The organism is Ensifer sp. NM-2 (assembly GCF_003024455.1).
GTDB lineage: Bacteria > Pseudomonadota > Alphaproteobacteria > Rhizobiales > Rhizobiaceae > Ensifer > Ensifer canadensis.
The window spans coordinates 44,286-64,772 of the sequence record NZ_PVZR01000011.1; the positions used below are offsets into that span (position 1 = coordinate 44,286).

Consider the following 20,487-nt stretch of genomic DNA (forward strand, 5'->3'; position numbering starts at 1 on the left):
TCTGTGCACCCACCACGCACGACAAACATTTCCCCAACAGAAAAGGCCCCGCCGTAAACGGCAGGGCCTCAATTTGTAAGCAATCGAAGAAGTGATTACTCGGCGCTGTCGTCAGCAGCCTTTTTCTTGGCCGGAGCCTTCTTCTTCGGAGCAGCGGCTTCTTCGCCTTCAGCGGCGTCAGCCTTGGCAGCGGCCTTCTTCTTGGCCGGAGCCTTCTTGGCAGCCTTGCCTTCGGTTTCTTCGTCGTCAGCCGTCAGCTCTTCCTTGGAAACCGTCTTGTCGGTTACCGAGATCTCGGAGAGCAGGTGATCGACAACCTTCTCTTCGAACAGCGGAGCGCGCAGCGAAGCGGCGGCACCAGGCGTGTTCTTGAAGTAGTCGAGGATCTGCTTTTCCTGGCCCGGGAACTGGCGGAGCTGTTCGAACAGCGAACGCTGCAGTTCGTCGTCGCTGACCTGAACGCCGGCCTTTTCGCCGATTTCCGAGAGAACGAGGCCGAGGCGAACGCGACGCTCAGCGAGCTTGCGGTATTCGGCGCGTGCTTCTTCTTCGGTGGTTTCTTCGTCAGCGAAGGTCTTGCCGGCCTGCTGCAGATCGGTGTTGATCTGACGCCAGATGTTTTCGAATTCGGCTTCGACGAGGCGCTCCGGCGTATCGAACTGGTAGAGTTCGTCGAGCTGGTCGAGGATCTGACGCTTCACCTTCTGGCGGGTCAGCGAGCCGTACTGGCTCTCGATCTGGCCGCGAACGATTTCCTTCAGCTTGTCAGCCGATTCGAGGCCGAGCTTGGTGGCCAGTTCGTCGTTGATTTCGATGTCCTGGGCCGAAGCAACGTCCTTGACGGTGATGTCGAAGGTGGCTTCCTTGCCAGCGAGGTTCGCTGCCGGGTAATCGGCCGGGAACGTCACGGTGATGGTCTTCTCGTCGCCAGCCTTGACGCCGACGAGCTGCTCTTCGAAGCCCGGGATGAAGCGGTTGGAGCCGAGAACGAGTTCTGCGTCTTCGTCCTTGCCGCCGTCGAAGGCTTCGCCGTCAACCTTGCCGAGGTAGTCGATGGTGACGCGGTCGCCGTTGGCGGCCTTGCCCTTCTTCGATTCGTAGGTGCGAGCGCTTTCAGCGATACGCAGGATCTGCTCGTTGACTTCGTCTTCGGCGATCTCGACGACTTCGCGCGTCACCTTGATGCCGCTGACGTCCTTGAGTTCGATCGCCGGGATGATTTCGTAAGCGACGGTGAACTCGAGGTCAGCCTCAGCGTTGAGGATCTTGTCGGCTTCGGACTCGTCCTCGGTCATCGCGATTTCCGGCTGGGTCGCCGACTTCTCGCCACGGCCCGAAAGGATCTCGGTCGGCTTTTCGCGGACGATCTCGTTGACGAGATCTGCCATGATCGACTTGCCATAGACCTTCTTCAGATGCGCGAACGGCACCTTGCCCGGCCGGAAGCCGTTGATCTTCACACGGTCCTTCACTTCGGCCAGACGCTCGTTCATCCGAGCTTCCATGTCCTTGGCCGGGATAACGACCTTGAGTTCGCGCTTCAGCCCTTGAGCGAGCGTTTCGATAACCTGCATGTTCAAACCTTCATTTCACGTTGACTGTGCTCTTCCCCTTAGAAAGGTCTGGCGAGCACGTGAGCCGATCCATTTGCCGGGAGTGGCTTTACGCAGTTCCGTAACCGTTTTGCAAGCAAAATGGCACTCCAGCCCCCTTCATCATAGCAGAATCCGGACTTTTGGCGCGATGCTTGTCTTGGTGCGGGTAGAGAGACTTGAACTCCCACGCCTTGCGGCACCAGAACCTAAATCTGGCGTGTCTACCAATTTCACCATACCCGCGTTCAGACAATCGCACCGCCTGATCGTATTCCCGCAAGACCAACCAACGGAAATACCGCAGATAGAATGGGCATGCTGAGGTTCAGGGCTTTCCCGAGCGCGGCGTCTCTATATCACTCGTTTTCGCGGGATCAAAGGGAAAATGCGGTTACCCACGACAGATCGATCCGATCCCGCAGCAAGCGGTCAATAGAGCGTCTCTTCGTAGACAGGCGTGCCTTCGACGGCGATCTGCCTTATCTGTGCGCGCCCCGCATTATTGACGCGAACATTGACCGAAAGCGCCTCGGCATTGCGCGCTTGCTCCAGCACCCGGCCCTCGCCCTCCGGAACATAGAATCGCTCGATGCCATATGCGACGTTTATCGATGACGGGTTTTCACTCGACGAAGGGTAATAGGTGAACGGTTGCGATTGAAGCACGACACTGTCATCCGTCGGCGCAAGGGGCTTGAAGGACGCTTGCGCCGCACCCCAGAAGCCGTCCGGTTGTTTTGCCAGACGCACGAAAACCGTCGCTTCCGCCGGCGCCGTCGGCAATCCGTCCTTGAAAAGTGCCGGCGGCAGCCAGGAAATGTCATAGCTCAGGATGACGTAGTCGCCGCGCAGCAGATCCCTCGGATCAACCGGCACGGTCTTCAGCAGGACTTCCTTGCCGTTGCGCAGGATCGAAGCCCGGCTTTCGACCATGTAGCCAAGCGCTGCCGTCTGAAGGACGGCGGCAATCAGCGCGGCGATGAGCGGCGGCAACCAGCGACGCTTTGGCGAGAGACCAGTCATGGCGAAACCTCCTCGCGTCGCGTCCGCATCAGGCGCCCTTCGATCCGGATCACCAGCCAGGCGATCGCCGCCACCAGCAGGCCGGAAATCAGGAAGAAGCCCGAGGTTCCGAGCATTGAGCCCAGCGTCTCGAATGCGAGATAGAGAAGTTCACCAGCAAACGCCGCATAACCGAGGTAACGCACTGCCCCGTTCTGCGCGCCGGCAAGTGCGATCCCAAGCAGAGCGACGATGAGCACGGCCGCGCCGGCGGCCACTTCACTGGTCAAACCGTCAGCTTCAAACTGCAGCACCGAGAAACCGATGAGTGCCAAGGCGAAGGAATAGAATGCGGGCGCGGAGCCGGCTTCAAGCGCGATGGGGCGAAGCGGCGAGCCCGGCATGGCTGCCGCAAGGAAGGCGACAATGCCGCCGCCTGCCAGCGTGCCGGCAAAACCCAAGGACGAGTTCTCGATATAGAGCCAAATCAGCCATCCCGTGACGAGAAGATAGGCGAGGTGCCGCGCGCGACCTGCATCCGTCACACGCACCAGAATGACCACGAGGATGGCGAGCGCCGGGACGAGCCAGGTCTGCCATTCGACGATATCGCCAAGACCGCCCTCCGACAGCAACGTCAGGAAATAGGCCCAGGCCAGCCCGCCGCACACTGTTGTGACAGCCGCCGATCGAAAGGCGAGCGCCGTCACGCAAGCGCCGGCGATCCAGAGCAGGATCGCATCGGCTGCATCACCCGAGAGATGATACATCTGCCCGACCAGGGCAATGCCGGCACCAAACGACATCGCCGCCAGCACCAGAGCCGCCGCGGCCAGGCCGCCATTGCCTCGCCGGAGAAGCAACGCACCGGCAAGATGAAAGCCCCAGATCAAGGCGACAATACCGATCAGGCGGGCAAGACGCGGCAGTGCTTCCCAATTGGCCGCGACAAGCAGCAGGACGGAGGCCGACAGCAGCAGGGCGGCGAGCACCAGCAGAACACGCCCCGCCCGAAAGGTGGATTCGCGACCATCATACTCCGCAAGCATCTGTCGCGCGGAAGCCTCCGGCAGAAGCCCCATGCCAACCCAATGCTTGAAGTCCTTTTCCAGACGACCGCGATACATGCTGCCCCACCTCCTTCGGCGGCCCTGCCCTTGAAGACAAAAACCGAGGCGCTTACCTAATCACGCAATGGCGGAAAAACACAACCATTCGATCGCTCGGACCAGACGTTGGTCCGCCAGGATCTGACGGCTTGCGCAATGCGCATATCTTCCATGCGGATATTGCACTGCACAAATCGATTTAAACACCCTATATTCAAATCATCAGAAGCGAACGAAGGCAAACAGCCAAGCGGACGCTAGCGGCAATGGTCAACCGCCCCGGAGTGCCGGGAAAGACCCGGACGAAAGTTCGATGGAATTCGGAGCGGCGCACTCCTCCTCCCAGCGCCCCTCCGATACGATTGGCAACACTCCTCCTCCCAGTTGCCAATCACCTTCAATGACGCTCGCTGGACCTCCTCCCCCAGCGGGCGTTATTTCTTTTCAGCCCCCCCGTTTTTCATCCATCGCGACCAAGCGAAGCAATTGCACAATATTTGCGCAGATATCTGTCGACTTCACATCGAGGTATGCGCCGCATGCATAGGTGCCATGAGGCAACTGATCTACCCAAATTCGGCAGACTGAAGTACCTTCAACTCATCGATCGGGGCGGCGCACTCCTCCTCCCAGCGCCCCTCGATTTGGATTGGCAGCACTCCTCCTCCCAGTTGCCGATCAGAATAAAACGACGCTCGCTGGATCTCCTCCCCCAGCGGGCGTTGTTTGATTCAGCCATCCTCTTCTCTCTGCAGTCTCTTACGGTTCTGTCGGCATCCGGCAGCACATTGGTGGTATGGCGTCGACATCCCGGCCAGAATGAGACTTGCAATAGCTGCATGGGTGCGATGCAGCATTATCTCTGTAACTTCTGCTAAAATCGATTATATTTCGGGTCATCAGATGACGGCCAGCCGAGAGATAAGCGCTGGCACACGACCCTAGAAAGGATAGGATCATGAACCTCGCACGCTCTTTCAACAATTGGCGCAAGTATCGTCAGACCTGCAACGAACTCGGCCGCATGAGCGACCGGGAACTGAGCGACCTCGGCATCGGCCGCGGCGACATCCAGTACGTTGCACGTCAGGCCATCAAGTAATTCCAGGAGCGCTGCTTCGCGCAGCGCGCCGGACATTACCAACGCCCTCCGGTTCATTCCGGGGGGCGTTTTTCGTTGTCGAAATGCTGCCGCAAAATCACCTTCGCAATTGCGAAAGCGCGTCACCGATCGAGTTCTGCTTATAGCCAAGCAATCGTGCCTGGATTGAAGCTGGGAACCGCGGCGACACCGTCGGGCATCCGCGCAGAAAATAGCGCGATTACAAATCCTTAACGGGCCGCGCACGCACTTTAATCAATCTTTAAGTGATGGCGCGTTTTCGAGCGGGTGCAAATGTTGCCCAGCAATTTGGCGATGCACTGCACAAATGCATAGCAGCTGCATTTTCTTTGCACTCCACCTTCCAATTAGACAAGCGTATAAGAACCTCAACGACGCAGACAGATGGCTGTCGCGACAAACCGATCTTGAGGAAAAAGTCATGAACCCGATTCGTATCGCAAAAAGCTGGATTAACTACCGCCGCACCGTTAGCGAGCTCGGCAACCTGTCGAACCACGCTCTCAATGACATCGGCATCACCCGCTACGATATCCGCAACATCGCATCGCGTTCCTTCCGTTAATCGGAACGAACGACCAGACTTCCAAGACGGCGCCTTCAGGCGCCGTTTTCGTTTGTTCCCGGCGCAACGACGGTTGGAACGACAGGACGAGCATGGTAGGAAGCCGACCATGAGCAAAGACACCTCCTCCCACTCTCCCATTCATGTCATCGGCGGCGGCCTTGCCGGCTCCGAAGCGGCCTGGCAGATCGCCGAGGCCGGCGTTCCGGTCGTGCTGCACGAGATGCGCGGCGTCCGCGGCACCGATGCACATAAGACGGACGGCCTTGCCGAACTCGTCTGTTCCAACTCGTTCCGCTCCGATGATGCGACCAGCAATGCCGTCGGCGTACTCCACGCCGAAATGCGCCTTGCAGGCTCGCTGATCATGAAGGCGGCCGATGCCAACCAGGTTCCGGCCGGCGGCGCGCTTGCCGTCGACCGCGACGGCTTCTCCGACGCCGTCACCGCGGCGATCGACGGCCATCCGCTGATCACCGTGGTACGCGAAGAAATCCGCGGCCTGCCGCCGAAGGAATGGGACCTTGCAGTAATTGCAACCGGTCCGCTGACAGCGCCTGATCTCGCCGAATCGATCCGCCAGGAAACGGGCGCTGATGCGCTTGCCTTCTTCGACGCCATCGCGCCGATCGTCTATACCGAGACGATCGACATGGACATCTGCTGGTACCAATCACGCTATGACAAGGTCGGCCCCGGCGGTACGGGCAAGGACTATATCAACTGCCCGATGAACGAAGAGCAGTACAACGCCTTCATCGACGCACTCGTGGCCGGCGACAAGACCGGCTTCAAGGAGTGGGAAGGCACGCCTTACTTCGATGGCTGCCTGCCGATCGAGGTGATGGCGGAGCGCGGACGCGAGACGCTTCGCTACGGACCGATGAAACCGATGGGGCTCACCAACGCCCACAATCCGACGGTCAAGGCCTATGCCGTCGTCCAGCTTCGTCAGGACAATGCGCTCGGCACGCTCTACAACATGGTCGGTTTCCAGACGAAGCTGAAGTATGGCGCGCAGGCGGAAGTCTTCCGGATGATCCCCGGTCTCGAGAACGCCGAGTTCGCGCGCCTCGGCGGCCTGCACCGCAACACCTATATCAACTCGCCGACCCTGCTCGACGGCACACTAACTCTCAAGTCGCGGCCAGGCCTGCGCTTTGCCGGTCAGATCACTGGCTGCGAGGGTTATGTCGAGAGCGCAAGCATCGGCTTGCTGGCCGGCAGGTTCGCCGCGGCGGAACGCAAGGGTGAAACTTTGGCTGCACCGCCGGCAACGACGGCCTTCGGCGCGCTGCTCAACCACATCACCGGCGGTCACATCGTTTCCGACGACGAGCCGGGCAAACGTTCGTTCCAGCCAATGAACGTCAACTTCGGCCTGTTCCCGCCGCTGGAACCCGGCGCCATCATCAAGCCCGAAGGCGCCAAGCGCTTCCGCGGCAAGGAAAAGGCCGCAGCGAAGAAACAGGCCACGGCCGCCCGAGCGCTCGGCGACTGCGCCGCCTGGCTGAACGGATGCGCCTGAGAGCCAAACATTTCCTCGCAAACCGGATCCACTCCGGTTTGCGAGGGCTTTCCTTTTACAGAACTAAACTGATGTCATGAATGCCCGCAGCGTTTGCTAGCGGAGCGCCGGCTATTCGCTCGCCTGCGCCGAAGACGGCACATTTGCCTCGTCTGCCGTAAACTCGGACTTCGGGCTGAAACTGCCCAACAGCCACAACGATACCTCGGCCGCCTCGGCAGCGTTGTGAAATTCGAACGCGTTGTCGAGATAGGCGAAATCAGGGAAATGGACAATCAGACCGCGGCCGCTGTCCGAACTGTTGACCCGGACTTTTCCCGGCTGAATGACGTGGCAGACATAATGCGTGCCGTGCGACTGGATGAAACCAGCCTTGCCGTCATGCAGCCGCAGAAAAATTGCCTTGCGGTCCGCCGTCGAATGAAGTGCACGGATCGCTTCGTCCGGAAAGGCGCGCCCGAACTCGACCATTGCCGAGCCAGCATCCGGATCGTCCCAATCCCGCTCGGCCCGTGCGTTCATCCACATGTAGAAGGCGCCGGCGAGAATGGCGATGATGATGAAAAGCAGCCAGAGCATCAGACAGGCCCCCTAAGTCGGTAATGAGTCGATAGGGTGTGTTTATACGATGCGAGCCTTGCGCCAATTTGACCAGCCTCGTGCCGTGGCTAGCTGGCCTACAACATGCCGCGCAGGTCTCGGCACCAAAGCGCGCCGCCATCTTTCGCTAACGTTTGACTTCGCTTCAAGCTCTGGTTTTTGTGCAGGTCGTTATAGCAAAGCCATTGAACACATTTGCGCGGCCGGCTTCAAAACCGCTTGCGCCTGCTCGCCCACCACATCCACCACTGCCGCCGCCATTGCGCCGGCCTTATCGGATTGCGCAGCAACTCTGCGCCGACAGCATCCGCGCGATTGAAGATCGGCTCGGCGAGGGCCAGGGGAACGAAGGCGGCGAAATTGTCGGGTGAGATCGTGTCGAGCCGGGCGCGCGCCTTGGCCAGATGATCGCGGCCGAAACCGGCGAAGGCCCGGATCGCCCGCCCGATTGCTTGCCCGTCTTCTCCGGCGAGCAGCGCTTCGCGGTCAAGCCCGGTTGCTCGCAGAAGCTCGGCCGGCAGATAGACCTGGCCGCGGCGGGAATGTTGCGGCAGGAGCAGAAGCAGGCCTGCGACGGTCTGCGCGACGCCGGCATGACCGGCTGCCTCCGCAGACCTTGCGGCGTTCTGCGGATCGAGGACGAGCGACGACAGCTGAATGAGCGCCGAGGCGGTCTCGCCGGCGTAACCTTCGAACGCCGCCCTGTCCTCCATCGGATCATCGTAGAGGTCGAAGATCCGTGCATCGATCATGTTCTGAAATACAGCGATCGGAAGCCGATGCTTACGAATGCACGCGAGCAACGCCCGCGCGAGCGGATGCCCCTCGCCCGTCGCCGCTTCGTTCTCCAACAGCTCCCGCCACCATTGCATTCGGATTTCACCGGGGATGGGCTCGTGCACGAGTTCGCGAATGCGGGCGAGCTCGGCGTTGAAGGCATAGAGCGGAGCGAGTGACGGCTGGCTGGCCACCGGCGCCAGCAGACAGGCGAGGTAACGGTCGCGATCCGTGTCCCTGAGGTCGGTCAGGATCTGGGCATCAATGTCTTGCACGCAAGTCTTCCCCTGGCCGCGATCAGACGGCAATCAGCGCGACGGCGACCGCACGCGCTTCGGCCAGCATCACGTTGTAGGTTCTGACAGCTGCTCCCGTGCTCATCGGATCGGACGAGATGTTCAATGCACGCAGGGCCGTTTTCAGCTCGGCCGGCAGTTGCCGGATATCGAGGCCGGTGCCGACCAACAGCACCTCGATGTCACTCGCTTCGTCCAGCACGCGCTGGAACTTCTCGACCAACAACGGATCGCCTTCAACAACGTCCCACGCATAGACGCCCGATGGCAGCATCAGCACGGAGCCGCGGTGCGACATATCGGCAAAGCGGAAGCCGCCATTGCCATAGGCATCGATCGGGGCGCGCCCCGGAAAATGCGCTTCGCGGATCTCGATACCCTTGGGCATTTCAGACTGAACCCTTTGCCGTTTGCGCCGCTCCGGCGCCCGGGCCGGAGGAATTCTCCCCGCCCTGGAAATGGTCCGTCCGCTTGCGGAAGAGAATGAGGATCGGACCAGCGATATAGATCGAAGAGATCGTGCCGACGATGACGCCAAACAAGAGGGTAACGCTGAAAGAGCGGATAAGACCGCCACCGAAGAGGTAGAGCGCCGCCAGCGCCAGCACCGTCGTCAGCGCCGTCAGGATCGTGCGCGACAGCGTCTGGTTGATCGAGGCGTCGATCAACACCGACAGCGGCATCTTCTTGTAGCGGCCGAGGTTCTCCCGGATACGATCATAGATGACGACCGTATCGTTCAGGGAGTAACCGACGATGGTCAGAACGGCGGCGATGCTGCCGAGATTGAACTCGATGCCGGTTATCACCAGGAAGCCGATCGTCAGCAGCACGTCGTGCAGGGTTGCGATGATGGCGCCGAGCGCGAAACGCCATTCGAAGCGCAGCCACACGTAAAGCAGGATCGCAGCAAAGGAGACCGCAAGCCCAATAGTGCCGGCGCGCGTCAATTCGCCCGAGACAACCGGACCGACGACTTCGACGCGCTTGAACGCATATTCGTCGCTGAGCTCTGCCCGGATGACGCCGATCGCGGTCTGCTCGGCGTTGTCGCCGGCTTCCTGTGACGGCACGCGCACCAGGACATCGTTACCAGAACCCAGATGCTGTACCTGAACTTCGCCGAGGTTCAACTCATCGAGCCGCACGCGCAGATCGGCGATATCGACATTGCCGGCCTTGCTTTCGAGTTCGATGATCGAGCCACCCTTGAAGTCGACCCCCAGATTGAGACCGAGACTTGCGAGCAGCAGTACGGAAGCAACCGACAAGGCGGCCATGACGATGAAGACCGGGTTGCGGATCGCCATGAAGCGGATGTCGAGATCGCTGAAGCGTCCCGTACGAATACCCTTCGGCAGATGCTGCGCCTTCCAGCCGCGCAGCCAGGCCTTGGCGATCCTGCGGGTGATCGTGTAGGCGGTAAACAAGGTCGTGAAGCTGCCGATCGCAAGCGTGACGGCGAAGCCGCGCACGGGACCAGACCCAAGGTAGAAAAGGATCGCACCGGCAATCAGCATCGTTAGATTGGCATCGAAAAGGCTGCTGAACGCGCGCGCAAAGCCCTTGTTGACCGATTGGACCAGCGGTTGACCACCGCGCGCTTCCTCGCGGATGCGCTCATAGATCAAAACGTTGGAATCGACAGCCACGCCGATGGTCAGAATGATTGCGGCAATACCCGGCAATGTCAGCGTCGCACCGGTGAGTGAAAGTGCGGCGATGATCAAAATGAGATTCACGGCCAGAGCCGCGACGGCGAAGATGCCGAAGACGCCGTAGAAGAAAATCATCGAAACAGCGACTGCAACGGCAGCGATGAAGCCGGCCTTGAGGCCGTCACCGATCGCGTCATCGCCCACGCCCGGCCCGACGGTCCGCTCCTCGACGACAGTCAACGTCGCCGGTAGTGGCCCGGTTCTGACGAGGGCTGCGAGATCGGTGGCACCCTCCTCCGGCAGATCGGCGGTAATGATTGCCGTATCGCCCTTGACGGCAGCCGCAAGTGTCGGCGCAGCGACGACCTGGTCGTCGAGAATGATCGCGACTTTCTGGTCGGCGCCCTTTGCCTGAAGTGCGGCAACACGGCCGGTTGCCGCCGGTGTCAGCTTGATCGCGACCGACGCCTCGGCACTTGTCGCGTCGATATCCGGCTGCGCGGCGGTGAAGTCTTCGCCCGACAGCAGCCGGGTCTTCTCGACGAGATAGGGTATCGGCGGATCGTCGAAGGAATAAAGAACTTCGCTGCCGGCCGGCGGCTGCGCTTCAACAGCCTGCTCAACGGGCACGGCGACATTCAGCATCTGGAAGGAAACGCGGGCGCGCTGGCTAAGCAGGTCCTTCAGGCGCTGCGGATCCGCCAGACCCGGCACCTGGACGATAAGCCGATCATCACCCCGGCGCTGGATCAGGGGGTCTGCCACCCCGACTTCGGCAATCCGGCGCCGAACGACGTCCATGGTCTGTGCCAGAGCCTGCGACATCCTGTAGTCGATGCCTTCGTCGCTCAGGCGAAGGCGGATCAAGTCGTCTGCCTCGGCGCTGTCGAAGGCAAGTTCGGTAACTTCGTCGCTGACCAGACCACCAGTTTCCACCGGTGCCATGAGCGGAGCAAGCGCCGCACGCGCTGTCGGCAACTTGGCTCGGTCACGAACCCGCAGCGAGATCAACTGACCTTCGCCCGACAGGCCGAAATAGGCAATGTCGGCATCGCGCAGCGCTTTGCCGACATCATTTGTCACCGCTTCAAGCCGCTCGGCGAGAATGTCCTCGCGCGAGGCCTGCAGCATGAAATGCGAGCCACCCTGGAGGTCGAGCCCCAACGCCACCTGACGGTGCGGAAGCCACGAAGGCAGCGCATCCGCCTGTTCCTTCGTCAGGAAGTTCGGCATCGCGAGCGCGACACCCAAAAGCACTGCCAGCCAAACAAGAGCGCTCTTCAACGGCTTCAGATTGGACATGCCTCAAACGCTCCGTTTCCCGGACACATCCGGTTGTGGCTGGACTTCGATTATTCCTTTACGGGTTCGCCCTTGACGCGAACTTCCGATACGCCGCTGCGAACGACGCGAATCTTGATGCCTTCGGCAATTTCGACTTCCAGCTCGCTATCGTCGACCACCTTCGTCACCTTGCCGACGATGCCGCCGCCGGTCACGACCTGGTCACCGCGACGGATGTTCTTCAGCAGCTCGTCGCGGCGCTTCATCTGTGCACGCTGCGGGCGAATGATGAGGAAATACATAACAACAAAGATCAGCAGGAAGGGCAGAATGGACATAAGGATGTCCGCGCCGCCGGTCGACGGGGCGCCGGCTGTCTGCGCAAAAGCTTCGGTAATGAACATCGATCACTCCTTGAGTTCAAAATATGCGGCGGTTCCTCCGCGCCAAATCGGCCGGAATATAAGGGCGCGCAGCCGCAATGCAAAGCGACGGCACCCGTATCCGTTCCAGTGCCTCTGACATAATTTGGGCAAGAGGAGAACCCCCTCTCCCACCCAGTGCGGCCTTTTCCAGCGCAAACCTGCGTGCTACCCGGTTAAACCGAAGCCAAGTGACTGATTCAGCAAGCGGAGATGGACCGATGAGTGAAACAAAGATCGACGTTCTCATCAAGGAAATGCAGAAGCTTTCCGCGGCGATCGAACGCATCGCCGGCCCCGCTGCCGCTGCCAACGATTGGGACGCGGCAGAGTGCTTCGTCTGGGCGCCGGCAAGCCACCACTTGCAGCCGGTCAAAAGACCGAACCGGATCGAACTGTCGCTGATCACCGGCGTCGACCACGTGCGTGATATCCTGGTCGACAACACGTTGCGCTTTACCGAAGGTTATCCGGCAAACAACGTGCTTCTGTGGGGCGCGCGCGGCATGGGGAAATCCTCGCTGGTCAAATCGGTTCACGCACAGGTCGCACGCGATACGGGCATCGCCGTGAAGCTGGTGGAGGTTCACCGCGAGGATATCGCGACGCTACCGGCGCTGATGGAAATCCTGAAATCCGCGCCGGTGCCGGTGATCGTTTTCTGCGACGACCTTTCCTTCGACCATGACGACACGTCCTACAAGTCGCTCAAAGCCGTGCTCGACGGTGGCGTCGAGGGGCGTCCGACCAACGTATTGCTCTACGCCACGTCCAACCGGCGTCATCTTCTGCCGCGGCACATGATGGAAAACGAGCAATCGACCGCCATCAACCCATCGGAAGCAGTCGAAGAGAAAGTATCATTGTCGGATCGCTTCGGACTGTGGCTCGGCTTCCACAAATGCAGCCAGGAAGATTATCTGGCGATGATCGACGGCTATGCGGCTCACTACGGCCTTGCGGTGGACAAGGATATTCTGCACGCCGATGCGCTGGAATGGTCGACGACGCGGGGAGCAAGGTCCGGCCGCGTCGCCTGGCAGTTCATTCAGGATCTGGCCGGTCGCCTGCGCCACCGGCTGGAAGGCTAAGCCGCCTATTCCAGGAACGTGGCCGGGTTCACGGCGCTGGCGTTCTTGCGCACTTCGAAGTGGACTTGCGGCTGGCTTGCGCGGCCGGTCATACCGGATGCCGCGAGCGTCTGGCCGCGCTGCACCTTCTGGCCGCGCTGGACTTTCAGTTCGGAAGCATTGCCGTAGACGGTGACCGTGCCGTCGTCGTGACGGATGAGAACGGCGTTGCCCAGTTCCTTCAGGCTGCTGCCGGAGTAGATGACCACACCATTTTCAGCTGCCTTGATCGGCGTGCCCTCGGGCACGGAGATGTTGATGCCGTCGTTGCGGTTGCCATCGACATTGGCGCCGTAGCCGGCAACGACCGCGCCGCGTACCGGCCAGCGATACTTGCTGATACCCGTCGACTTCGGCGATTCCTCGTCAACGTCAGGGGTCTTGCTGGCGACTTCGGACACGCTCTGCTTGGCAACGGGAGGCTGGTACTCGGCGGGCTTGCTCTTGTCGAGCGCGGCGACCTGACCTTCGGCTTTCTTGGGCGGAACCGATGCCGTCTTCACCTGGTCGGTCGCTGCGCCCGGCACCTTCAACGTCTGGCCGACACGGATCGATTCTGCCGTCAGGCCGTTGGCCTGCTTGAGGGCGCCGACCGAAACACCCGTTGCCTTGGCGATACGATTGAGGGAATCACCCGGCTTGACGGTGTACGAGCCGTTGCCGCTGCCCTCGCCCGTCGAAGCGACCTTGCCTGCAGCAACATCCGTCTTGCCTGCACTCTTATCGCGGGACTGCGACTGACCGGGCAGGATTGCGACATCGCGCTGATCGGTCGGCAAGGGCGATGGCTGGCGCTTGCTGCCATCCAGATCGGTCATCGTGTTGGACGCGGCAGCCTTCGCGGCACTGCTCGCAACACCGAAGGTCGGGATCACCAGGCGCTGACCGGGCTCGACCTGTCCAGCGGTCTTCAATCCGTTGGCCTTCAGGATTTCCTTTTCAGGAACACCGAAACGCTTGGAGAGAATGGACACACTGTCGCCCTGGCGAACCATGATCGAGGGAGCATTCTGCGTCGTCCAGCCGCTCTTGCTCGCAGTATCGTTGACGGCAGCGGGCAATGCCTGACGCGTGGCCGTGGAGACCTGCTCGACCTGGCGTGCGGCTGGGAACGGTTGCGGATCAATACGCTGGCTGGAGGCCGCCGTCGGATCGGCGAGGGTCGAACGCTGCACGCTCATCGGCGTCGAGGCGGCGCGGGCGCTGGAGACCGGCGTCGACGCCGTATTGACCGGATCGTAGCCACCGTTCGCCGCGGGATAAGGCTGCCCGAGAGCCGAGTTGCGCGTATCGGCCGGAGAGACAACAGCCATCTGGCCGCTGTCGACATCGCCGCGCGGCACCGGCGTGGTATTTCTCTGAATTGAGCTGGTCGTCAGCGTGTCCGATCGCGAAAACAAGCCGTCGAAACGGCTGGCGTCGGAGCTGCACCCTGTGGCAACGCCTGCCAGCAAAACTGCTGCACACAGGCGGATCGTGGACTTTCCAACCTTGGGAGATACAAACTGACGCATGACGCTTACCCACTCCGAACGCAACTCGATGTGGGATGATTAAAGCGTATTAGAGTTACCGCACGGTTAAGGGCGACACCACCAAAGACCTAGTTTGACAGAATGCTAACCATAGACCGGTGCAAAGGCTCGCCTTAGCGGCGCTGCAAACTTAGATCAGTTCGGAATAGAGGCGTTCGATCTCGGAGACGGCACGCCGCTCGGTTGGCTCGCCCTCATAGCTAATGCTTGTCAGATCCCAGGCAAAAATCTGGCGTCCAGCCGGCGCTGCGGGAGCTTCCGACTGCGCAGTCTTGTCTTCCTCGAGAAGCACGCTCACCAGCGTCTGGAACGTCGTCTCTCCATCAAGGCCGCTTGCCTGATCGTATTCGAGCGAGCGTAGCCCGGCGACAGCCGCCTCACGCGTCCCGAAATAGCGCAGGCTATGCTGGTCCTCGGACCGCAGGCCATCATAGTACTCGATGAAGCCCTTGTAGTAGCCACTGTGATCACCGGTCTCCAGGAACTTTCCGAACGCCTGGTATTCCCGCAAGGCCAATTGCGGCGACAGGCGGTTGTTCCACTCGTCGCGCGTCAGGGCCGGTTGGCCGTCGGAGGATCTTCTGTTCTGACTGAGATAAAGCAGCGCATCGGCGGAAAGCGAAATCCGCGGCGTCGGATCGAAGAACGTGGCCTGCATCGCCTGAGCGGCATTTTCATCCTTACCGCCTGCGCCGGATTGCCCCGCCGCACGGCCGGCAAGGTTGCCCAGTCCATCGCCTGATGCCGCGGCCGTCAGCCTGTTCGCAATCTGCATGTGCCGTCTCCGTCAACCGCACGACCAGATCGCCTTTCCGAACCGCATAGAAATTCAGCGACTCGCAAGGCCAAACCTTTCGTGCAGCCGAAGGCGTATGGCGCGAAGCTTGCGCGAAACTGGAGAGATTAGGATTTTGTTAACCAATAGACGGTCGTCGGGGCGATCCGCCCGCCCTCATCACGTGGCCACGACGAGGATCTCTGCGTCGCACTTTTAAAAGAGCCGCCATGCCTACTGCATGTTTTCTTAAATCGCATTCGATTTAAGGATAAAAACATGCAGCAATTCAAAGTGCTACAGCGACCTTTGCGCGTCTAATAAGACGCGCGGCGCTGTAGTGTCCTGAGACGTCACGATCCGTGAGCACGGCTCTGACGAGCCGCGCCATGCTCCAATTCCCCCACATGAATGTGCATGGTTGGGCTCCAAGCCGTAGCGGGACAGCACAGATCACGCAAGTGGGTTGCTAACCTAGAGGTAAGACGCCAGTTGCGGAACGATCGGAAGGTAAGGCGCGTCGAACAGATCCTCACGATCGAAGCGGCTGCCGGTGCGGCTGACACGAACGATGCGACAATGCGTTTCGCTCATCATGATCGGAACGACCAGCGTTCCGCCGGACACGAGATGGTCGGAGAACATGCGCGGCAGGCTGTTGAACGCAGCGGTAATCAAGATGCGATCGAACGTGCCCTCGCCCGGTACTCCGGCACTGCCATCGGCATGGCGGACGATGACATTGCGCACACCCGACTTTTCCAGGCTTTTCTGCGCAGTGGAGACGAGTGTCTGGTAGCGGTCGATTGTCAGCACGCGCTCGGCGATGCGGCCCATCACTGCAGCGGTAAAGCCGCTGCCGGTTCCCACCTCGAGGATGCGCTGCCCGGACTTGAGGTTAAGGCAGTGCAACAGCCGGACGGCGAAGTCATAGCCTTCCATGAACGAGCCGCAGTCGAGTGGGATCGTCCGCTGCGAATGAGCGTCCGCCTGGAACTGCGGCGGCGCGAAATGGCCGCGCTGCGTCTGCTCGACCGCGTTCAGCAGGCCCTGGTTGCTGATGCCTTCGGCGCGCAGCCGCAAGACCATCGCCGCAAAGCCTTCCTGTTCCGAAACACGTCCGCTCAAGCGACGGTCCCTTCGCTCAAGGCCCGTGCCAGACGGTCCTGCACTGAATAGTCGGTCAGGTCGAGCTTGAGCGGCGTCACCGAGATCCGGTTTTCACGAAGCGCGTGGATATCGGTACCGGCGCGAAAATCACCGAAGCGCTCGCCAAAACGCAGCCAGAAGTAGGGAAAGCCGCGACCGTCGGCACGCTCGTCGATGGAAAGACCGAAGTCGAGCTTGCCTTGCGAAGTCACTTCGGTGCCGGCGACGGCATCGGCGGAGCACTTCGGGAAGTTGAGGTTGAGCAACGTACCATCAGGAAGATCAACTGCCAGCAGGCTGCGGATCAACGCAGGCGCGTGACGCTCGACCACGTCCCAGGCCACCGCCTCGCCGACGACGTGGCTGTAGGCCTGGCTCAACGCCATGGAGCGGATGCCCTGCAGCGTTCCCTCGATCGCACCGGCGACGGTGCCGGAATAGGTGACGTCGTCAGCCATGTTGGCGCCGATATTGACGCCCGATAGGACGAGATCCGGCTTGCTGTCCAGCACCTTGCGCACAGCCATGATCACGCAATCAGTCGGCGTGCCCCTGAGCGCAAAACGCTTCTCGGAGATCTGACGCAAGCGCAGCGGTTCCGACAACGTCAGCGAATGGGCAAGACCGCTCTGATCGGCCTCGGGCGCCACCACCCAGACATCCTCGGAAAGCGTCTTGGCTATCCGCTCGAGGACCGCAAGGCCTTCGGCGTGGATGCCATCGTCGTTTGTCAGCAGGATCCGCATTGCGATTTCTTTCCCGTCAGGCAGCTTTTTCGATACGTTTCTGGCCGCCCATATAGGGAAGCAATACATCCGGCACCGAAACCGAGCCGTCGGCGTTCAGGTAATTTTCGATAACGGCGATCAGGGCGCGGCCGACGGCGACGCCGGAACCGTTCAGCGAGTGAACGAACCTTGTGCCCTTGTCTTCCTTGTTGCGGTAACGCGCATTCATGCGCCGCGCCTGGAAATCGCCGCAGACCGAGCAGGACGAAATCTCGCGATATGTGTCCTGTCCCGGCAACCAGACCTCGAGATCGTAGGTCTTGCGGGCGCCAAAGCCCATGTCGCCGGTGCAAAGCGTCATCACGCGGTAGTGCAGACCCAGACGCTTCAGCACTTCTTCGGCGCAGGCAGTCATGCGCTCATGCTCGGCAACGGACGTCTCGGCATCGGTGATCGACACGAGTTCGACCTTGTTGAACTGGTGCTGGCGCAGCATGCCACGCGTGTCGCGGCCCGAAGAACCGGCCTCCGAACGAAAGGACGGGGTCAACGCGGTAAAGCGCAACGGCAGCTTTTCGCCATCGAGGATCTGCTCGCGCACGATGTTGGTCAATGGCACTTCCGCCGTCGGGATCAACCAGCGATCGTCGGTTGTGCGGAACAGGTCTTCGGCAAATTTCGGCAGTTGGCCGGTGCCGTACATCGCATCGTCACGCACCAATAGCGGCGGCTGTACTTCGGTATAGCCGTGCTCTTGGGTGTGCAGGTCGAGCATGAACTGGCCGAGCGCGCGTTCGAGCCGGGCGAGCTGGCCCTTCAGGATGGTGAAGCGGGATCCGGCAATGCGCGCGGCTCCCTCAAAATCCATCAGCCCGAGCGCCTCGCCGACTTCGAAATGCTCGCGCGGCTGGTGGTTCCAGGTGGGTTTGGCACCGATAACCCGTGTCACGACATTGCCCGCCTCGTCCGAACCAACAGGGACGTCGTCGAGCGGAATATTAGGAAGACGCGACAGGGCGTCGTTCAGTTCGGCTTCGACCTGGCGGCTCTCTTCCTCGAGCGCCGGCATTGAATTCTTCAGTTCGGCAACTTCGGCCTTGAGCTTTTCGGCGAGCTCATTGTTCTTCTGTGCCATGGCCGCGCCGATATCCTTCGACGCCGCGTTGCGGCGCGACTGCATGTCCTGCAGCGACTGAAGGATTGTGCGGCGACGTTCGTCGATGGCGATCAGCGACGCAGACGATGGTTCCGCGCCCCGCTTCGCCAGGGCGGCATCCAGCACATCGGCATTCTCACGGATCCATTTGATATCAAGCATTGTCGTTCCACGCGTTTTGCAGGTCACGGCGCGGAACCGTCGAATGCTCAGCCCTTTGCGGGGCCAACCTCTTCGGAAGTTTCTTCCTGCGACTGGGCAGCCTCACGCTTGAGCGCATCCGCTGCCCGCTGTCTCTCGACGAGTCGCGCCGTATAGATCGAAATTTCGTAGAGAAGGATGGCGGGCAGTGCAAGGCCGATCTGGGAGACTGGGTCCGGCGGTGTCAGGACGGCCGCGACAATGAAGGCAATCACGATCGCGTATTTGCGCTTCTCGGCAAGTCCCTGTGCGCTGACGAAGCCAACGCGGGCCAGAAGCGTGGTGACCACCGGCAGCTGGAACACGAGGCCGAAAGCAAAGACCAGCGACATGATCAGGCTCAGATATTCCGAGACCTTGGGCAGAAGCTGGATTGCAACATGCCCCTCGTCACCGCCCTGCTCCATCGCCAGGAAGAACCACATGACCATCGGCGTGAAGAAGAAATAGACGAGCGCGCCACCGAGCAGGAACAGGAGCGGCGAGGCAATCAGGAACGGCAGGAATGCCGCACGCTCGTTCTTGTAGAGGCCGGGGGCGACGAACTTGTAGATCTGCGACGCGATCACCGGAAAGGCGATCACGAGAGCGCCGAACATCGCCACCTTGATCTGGGTGAAAAAGAACTCCTGCGGAGCAGTGTAGATCAGCTCGACATTGCGTTGATCCATCCCGGCCCAACCGACCGCCCATTTGAACGGCAGCACCAGAAGGTTGAAGAGACCCTTGGCAAAGTAGAAGCAGACGAGAAAGGCGATGAAGAACGCGCCAACGGCCCACATCAGCCGCTTTCTGAGCTCGATCAGATGTTCGATCAGCGGCTGCGGCCGGTCCTCGATATCGCCGCTCATACGTCACCTTTCTTGCGCGTTGCCGCGCGTGTCTTTTGTGTTTTTTCTTTCGGCTGCTCTGCCTCGACCTTGGAAGGCCTCTTTGCAGCCGTCTTGGCGGGTGCAGATTTGGCGGTTGCCGCCTTCGCCGGTGAGGCCTTCTTGGGCGCGGGCGTAGCGTCTGCCTTGGCCTTCGTTACCCGTTTCGGCTTTGCCGCAGGCTCAGAAGCTTCGGCACGCTGCATTTGCCGGCTGGCAGAACCAATCGCCGCGGCCGCAATGCTGTTGGCTGGCTTTGCCTCGGCCGCGCCAACGGCAACCGGTTCCACGGAGGAAACTGGCGGCTCTGCAGCGGATACGGGCGCCTTGTCTGGTGATGCGGCCTTCTGGAGATCGGATTTGATCTCGTTGCCGATCTGGCGCAACGGGTTCATCGCGTCACGTAGCGCATTTGCCGGATTGAGGCTTTGCGCGTCGCTGATCGTTTTACGGACGTCTTCGAGATCCGCCTCACGCAACGCCTCATCGAATTGCTGGCGGAAATCCGACGCCATGCCGCGCAGCTTCGACGTCATGCGGCCAAAGGCGCGCAACATCGGCGGCAAATCCTTCGGTCCGACAACAACGATCAGTACGATGGCAATGACGACTAGCTCGGTCCAGCCGATATCAAGCATTCGATATGTCCTGCAAACCCGTGGTGCGGCCGGCCGGGAGGTAATCCCAGCCTGGCGCTATCGGTGCTCGATCGTTAGCGAACTTCGTCAGACTTGTGATCAACAGTCTTGCCGTCGAGCGGCTTGTCGGCGGAAGCGACGTCGTCGTCGTTCATGCCCTTCTTGAAACTCTTGATGCCCTTGGCAACGTCGCCCATCAGTTCCGGAATCTTGCCGCGACCGAACAACAACAGCACCACGACCAGAACGATCAGCCAGTGCCAGATACTAAAGGAACCCATGCGTTTACTCCCTCTGAGCCTTCCCCGATTTAGGCCCTATTCGCGTGTCAATTTTCAGGCGCGCCA

At 60.6% G+C, this 20,487-nt stretch carries 20 protein-coding genes and 1 tRNA gene; 4 read left to right on the forward strand and 17 right to left on the reverse strand.

The features are described from left to right. Nucleotides 1-95: 95 nt before the first annotated feature. The 4 genes from tig to C6558_RS21290 form a co-directional block, all read right to left on the reverse strand. The gene (tig, locus tag C6558_RS21275) at nucleotides 96-1,574 is read right to left on the reverse strand and encodes a trigger factor (RefSeq protein ID WP_025426871.1); all 1,479 of its coding nucleotides are present in this window, start codon (nucleotides 1,572-1,574) and stop codon (nucleotides 96-98) included. A gap of 179 nt (nucleotides 1,575-1,753) precedes the next feature. Beyond that, nucleotides 1,754-1,838, reverse strand: a tRNA-Leu gene (locus C6558_RS21280). 186 nt (nucleotides 1,839-2,024) lie between these two features. Continuing rightward, entirely contained in the window at nucleotides 2,025-2,618 is a 594-nt protein-coding gene (locus tag C6558_RS21285; protein ID WP_025426870.1) for a GDYXXLXY domain-containing protein, read from the reverse strand. Beyond that, nucleotides 2,615-3,724: a DUF2157 domain-containing protein gene (locus tag C6558_RS21290; protein ID WP_057205027.1), complete on the reverse strand. Its 1,110-nt coding sequence runs from the start codon at nucleotides 3,722-3,724 to the stop codon at nucleotides 2,615-2,617. Before C6558_RS21290 ends, C6558_RS21285 begins: the two co-directional genes overlap by 4 nt. A gap of 940 nt (nucleotides 3,725-4,664) precedes the next feature. On the opposite strand from C6558_RS21290, the gene C6558_RS21295 reads away from it, so the two are divergent. The 3 genes from C6558_RS21295 to trmFO all read left to right on the forward strand — a co-directional run bounded on the left by C6558_RS21295 (nucleotide 4,665) and on the right by trmFO (nucleotide 6,922). After that, nucleotides 4,665-4,808, forward strand: a complete 144-nt coding sequence (locus C6558_RS21295; RefSeq protein WP_067698887.1) for a DUF1127 domain-containing protein — start codon at nucleotides 4,665-4,667, stop codon at nucleotides 4,806-4,808. A 442-nt stretch (nucleotides 4,809-5,250) separates the two neighbouring features. Then, a complete protein-coding gene (locus C6558_RS21300; RefSeq protein ID WP_065781539.1) occupies nucleotides 5,251-5,394 on the forward strand; it encodes a DUF1127 domain-containing protein in 144 nt (47 codons plus the stop codon). 109 nt (nucleotides 5,395-5,503) lie between these two features. Continuing rightward, nucleotides 5,504-6,922 (forward strand): methylenetetrahydrofolate--tRNA-(uracil(54)-C(5))-methyltransferase (FADH(2)-oxidizing) TrmFO, encoded by a 1,419-nt coding sequence (trmFO, locus tag C6558_RS21305; protein ID WP_025426868.1) that lies wholly within the window; start codon nucleotides 5,504-5,506, stop codon nucleotides 6,920-6,922. Between the two features lie 111 nt (nucleotides 6,923-7,033). Here the strand turns inward: trmFO and C6558_RS21310 are convergent, their stop codons facing one another. From C6558_RS21310 to yajC, 5 genes are all read right to left on the reverse strand, one after another. Then, on the reverse strand, nucleotides 7,034-7,501 hold the full coding sequence (locus C6558_RS21310) for a hypothetical protein (protein WP_025426867.1): 468 nt from the start codon (nucleotides 7,499-7,501) through the stop codon (nucleotides 7,034-7,036). Nucleotides 7,502-7,731: 230 nt separating this feature from the next. Next, nucleotides 7,732-8,574 (reverse strand): phytoene/squalene synthase family protein, encoded by an 843-nt coding sequence (locus C6558_RS21315; RefSeq protein ID WP_025426866.1) that lies wholly within the window; start codon nucleotides 8,572-8,574, stop codon nucleotides 7,732-7,734. A 22-nt stretch (nucleotides 8,575-8,596) separates the two neighbouring features. After that, complete coding sequence (locus tag C6558_RS21320) at nucleotides 8,597-8,983, reverse strand: Mth938-like domain-containing protein (protein ID WP_025426865.1); 387 nt, start codon at nucleotides 8,981-8,983, stop codon at nucleotides 8,597-8,599. Between the two features lies 1 nt (nucleotide 8,984). Then, complete coding sequence (gene secDF, locus C6558_RS21325) at nucleotides 8,985-11,555, reverse strand: protein translocase subunit SecDF (protein ID WP_057214180.1); 2,571 nt, start codon at nucleotides 11,553-11,555, stop codon at nucleotides 8,985-8,987. Between the two features lie 50 nt (nucleotides 11,556-11,605). Beyond that, entirely contained in the window at nucleotides 11,606-11,941 is a 336-nt protein-coding gene (gene yajC / locus C6558_RS21330; protein ID WP_025426863.1) for a preprotein translocase subunit YajC, read from the reverse strand. Between the two features lie 239 nt (nucleotides 11,942-12,180). Between yajC and C6558_RS21335 the strand changes: the two genes are divergently transcribed. After that, nucleotides 12,181-13,050 carry an ATP-binding protein gene (locus tag C6558_RS21335; protein WP_025426862.1) on the forward strand — a complete coding sequence of 290 codons (870 nt, stop codon included), beginning with the start codon at nucleotides 12,181-12,183 and terminating at the stop codon, nucleotides 13,048-13,050. A 5-nt stretch (nucleotides 13,051-13,055) separates the two neighbouring features. Here C6558_RS21335 and C6558_RS21340 read toward each other — a convergent pair whose 3' ends face one another. The 8 genes from C6558_RS21340 to C6558_RS21375 all read right to left on the reverse strand — a co-directional run bounded on the left by C6558_RS21340 (nucleotide 13,056) and on the right by C6558_RS21375 (nucleotide 20,421). Further along, nucleotides 13,056-14,603, reverse strand: coding sequence for a peptidoglycan DD-metalloendopeptidase family protein (locus C6558_RS21340; protein ID WP_025426861.1), 1,548 nt, complete (start codon nucleotides 14,601-14,603; stop codon nucleotides 13,056-13,058). A gap of 151 nt (nucleotides 14,604-14,754) precedes the next feature. Then, on the reverse strand, nucleotides 14,755-15,399 hold the full coding sequence (locus tag C6558_RS21345; RefSeq protein WP_025426860.1) for a hypothetical protein: 645 nt from the start codon (nucleotides 15,397-15,399) through the stop codon (nucleotides 14,755-14,757). Nucleotides 15,400-15,873: 474 nt separating this feature from the next. Next, the gene (locus tag C6558_RS21350) at nucleotides 15,874-16,527 is read right to left on the reverse strand and encodes a protein-L-isoaspartate(D-aspartate) O-methyltransferase (protein ID WP_025426859.1); all 654 of its coding nucleotides are present in this window, start codon (nucleotides 16,525-16,527) and stop codon (nucleotides 15,874-15,876) included. Continuing rightward, entirely contained in the window at nucleotides 16,524-17,294 is a 771-nt protein-coding gene (surE, locus tag C6558_RS21355; protein ID WP_057205034.1) for a 5'/3'-nucleotidase SurE, read from the reverse strand. The genes C6558_RS21350 and surE overlap by 4 nt, the downstream gene beginning before the upstream one ends. 16 nt (nucleotides 17,295-17,310) lie before the next feature. Continuing rightward, complete coding sequence (serS, locus tag C6558_RS21360) at nucleotides 17,311-18,594, reverse strand: serine--tRNA ligase (RefSeq protein ID WP_025426857.1); 1,284 nt, start codon at nucleotides 18,592-18,594, stop codon at nucleotides 17,311-17,313. A 47-nt stretch (nucleotides 18,595-18,641) separates the two neighbouring features. Further along, the gene (gene tatC, locus C6558_RS21365; RefSeq protein WP_025426856.1) at nucleotides 18,642-19,484 is read right to left on the reverse strand and encodes a twin-arginine translocase subunit TatC; all 843 of its coding nucleotides are present in this window, start codon (nucleotides 19,482-19,484) and stop codon (nucleotides 18,642-18,644) included. Then, on the reverse strand, nucleotides 19,481-20,140 hold the full coding sequence (tatB, locus tag C6558_RS21370; RefSeq protein ID WP_025426855.1) for a Sec-independent protein translocase protein TatB: 660 nt from the start codon (nucleotides 20,138-20,140) through the stop codon (nucleotides 19,481-19,483). Before tatB ends, tatC begins: the two co-directional genes overlap by 4 nt. 74 nt (nucleotides 20,141-20,214) lie before the next feature. After that, a complete protein-coding gene (locus C6558_RS21375) occupies nucleotides 20,215-20,421 on the reverse strand; it encodes a twin-arginine translocase TatA/TatE family subunit (RefSeq protein ID WP_025426854.1) in 207 nt (68 codons plus the stop codon). Nucleotides 20,422-20,487 lie beyond the last annotated feature (66 nt).

Bases quoted from the DNA above. Each gene is read 5' to 3' on its own strand.
- tig (WP_025426871.1), bottom strand. From the start codon at position 1,574: ATGCAGGTTATCGAAACGCTCGCTCAAGGGCTGAAGCGCGAACTCAAG.
- C6558_RS21285 (WP_025426870.1), bottom strand. From the start codon at position 2,618: ATGACTGGTCTCTCGCCAAAGCGTCGCTGGTTGCCGCCGCTCATCGCC.
- C6558_RS21290 (WP_057205027.1), bottom strand. From the start codon at position 3,724: ATGTATCGCGGTCGTCTGGAAAAGGACTTCAAGCATTGGGTTGGCATG.
- C6558_RS21295 (WP_067698887.1), top strand. From the start codon at position 4,665: ATGAACCTCGCACGCTCTTTCAACAATTGGCGCAAGTATCGTCAGACC.
- C6558_RS21300 (WP_065781539.1), top strand. From the start codon at position 5,251: ATGAACCCGATTCGTATCGCAAAAAGCTGGATTAACTACCGCCGCACC.
- trmFO (WP_025426868.1), top strand. From the start codon at position 5,504: ATGAGCAAAGACACCTCCTCCCACTCTCCCATTCATGTCATCGGCGGC.
- C6558_RS21310 (WP_025426867.1), bottom strand. From the start codon at position 7,501: ATGCTCTGGCTGCTTTTCATCATCATCGCCATTCTCGCCGGCGCCTTC.
- C6558_RS21320 (WP_025426865.1), bottom strand. From the start codon at position 8,983: ATGCCCAAGGGTATCGAGATCCGCGAAGCGCATTTTCCGGGGCGCGCC.
- secDF (WP_057214180.1), bottom strand. From the start codon at position 11,555: ATGTCCAATCTGAAGCCGTTGAAGAGCGCTCTTGTTTGGCTGGCAGTG.
- yajC (WP_025426863.1), bottom strand. From the start codon at position 11,941: ATGTTCATTACCGAAGCTTTTGCGCAGACAGCCGGCGCCCCGTCGACC.
- C6558_RS21335 (WP_025426862.1), top strand. From the start codon at position 12,181: ATGAGTGAAACAAAGATCGACGTTCTCATCAAGGAAATGCAGAAGCTT.
- C6558_RS21340 (WP_025426861.1), bottom strand. From the start codon at position 14,603: ATGCGTCAGTTTGTATCTCCCAAGGTTGGAAAGTCCACGATCCGCCTG.
- C6558_RS21345 (WP_025426860.1), bottom strand. From the start codon at position 15,399: ATGCAGATTGCGAACAGGCTGACGGCCGCGGCATCAGGCGATGGACTG.
- surE (WP_057205034.1), bottom strand. From the start codon at position 17,294: ATGCGGATCCTGCTGACAAACGACGATGGCATCCACGCCGAAGGCCTT.
- serS (WP_025426857.1), bottom strand. From the start codon at position 18,594: ATGCTTGATATCAAATGGATCCGTGAGAATGCCGATGTGCTGGATGCC.
- tatC (WP_025426856.1), bottom strand. From the start codon at position 19,484: ATGAGCGGCGATATCGAGGACCGGCCGCAGCCGCTGATCGAACATCTG.
- tatB (WP_025426855.1), bottom strand. From the start codon at position 20,140: ATGCTTGATATCGGCTGGACCGAGCTAGTCGTCATTGCCATCGTACTG.
- C6558_RS21375 (WP_025426854.1), bottom strand. From the start codon at position 20,421: ATGGGTTCCTTTAGTATCTGGCACTGGCTGATCGTTCTGGTCGTGGTG.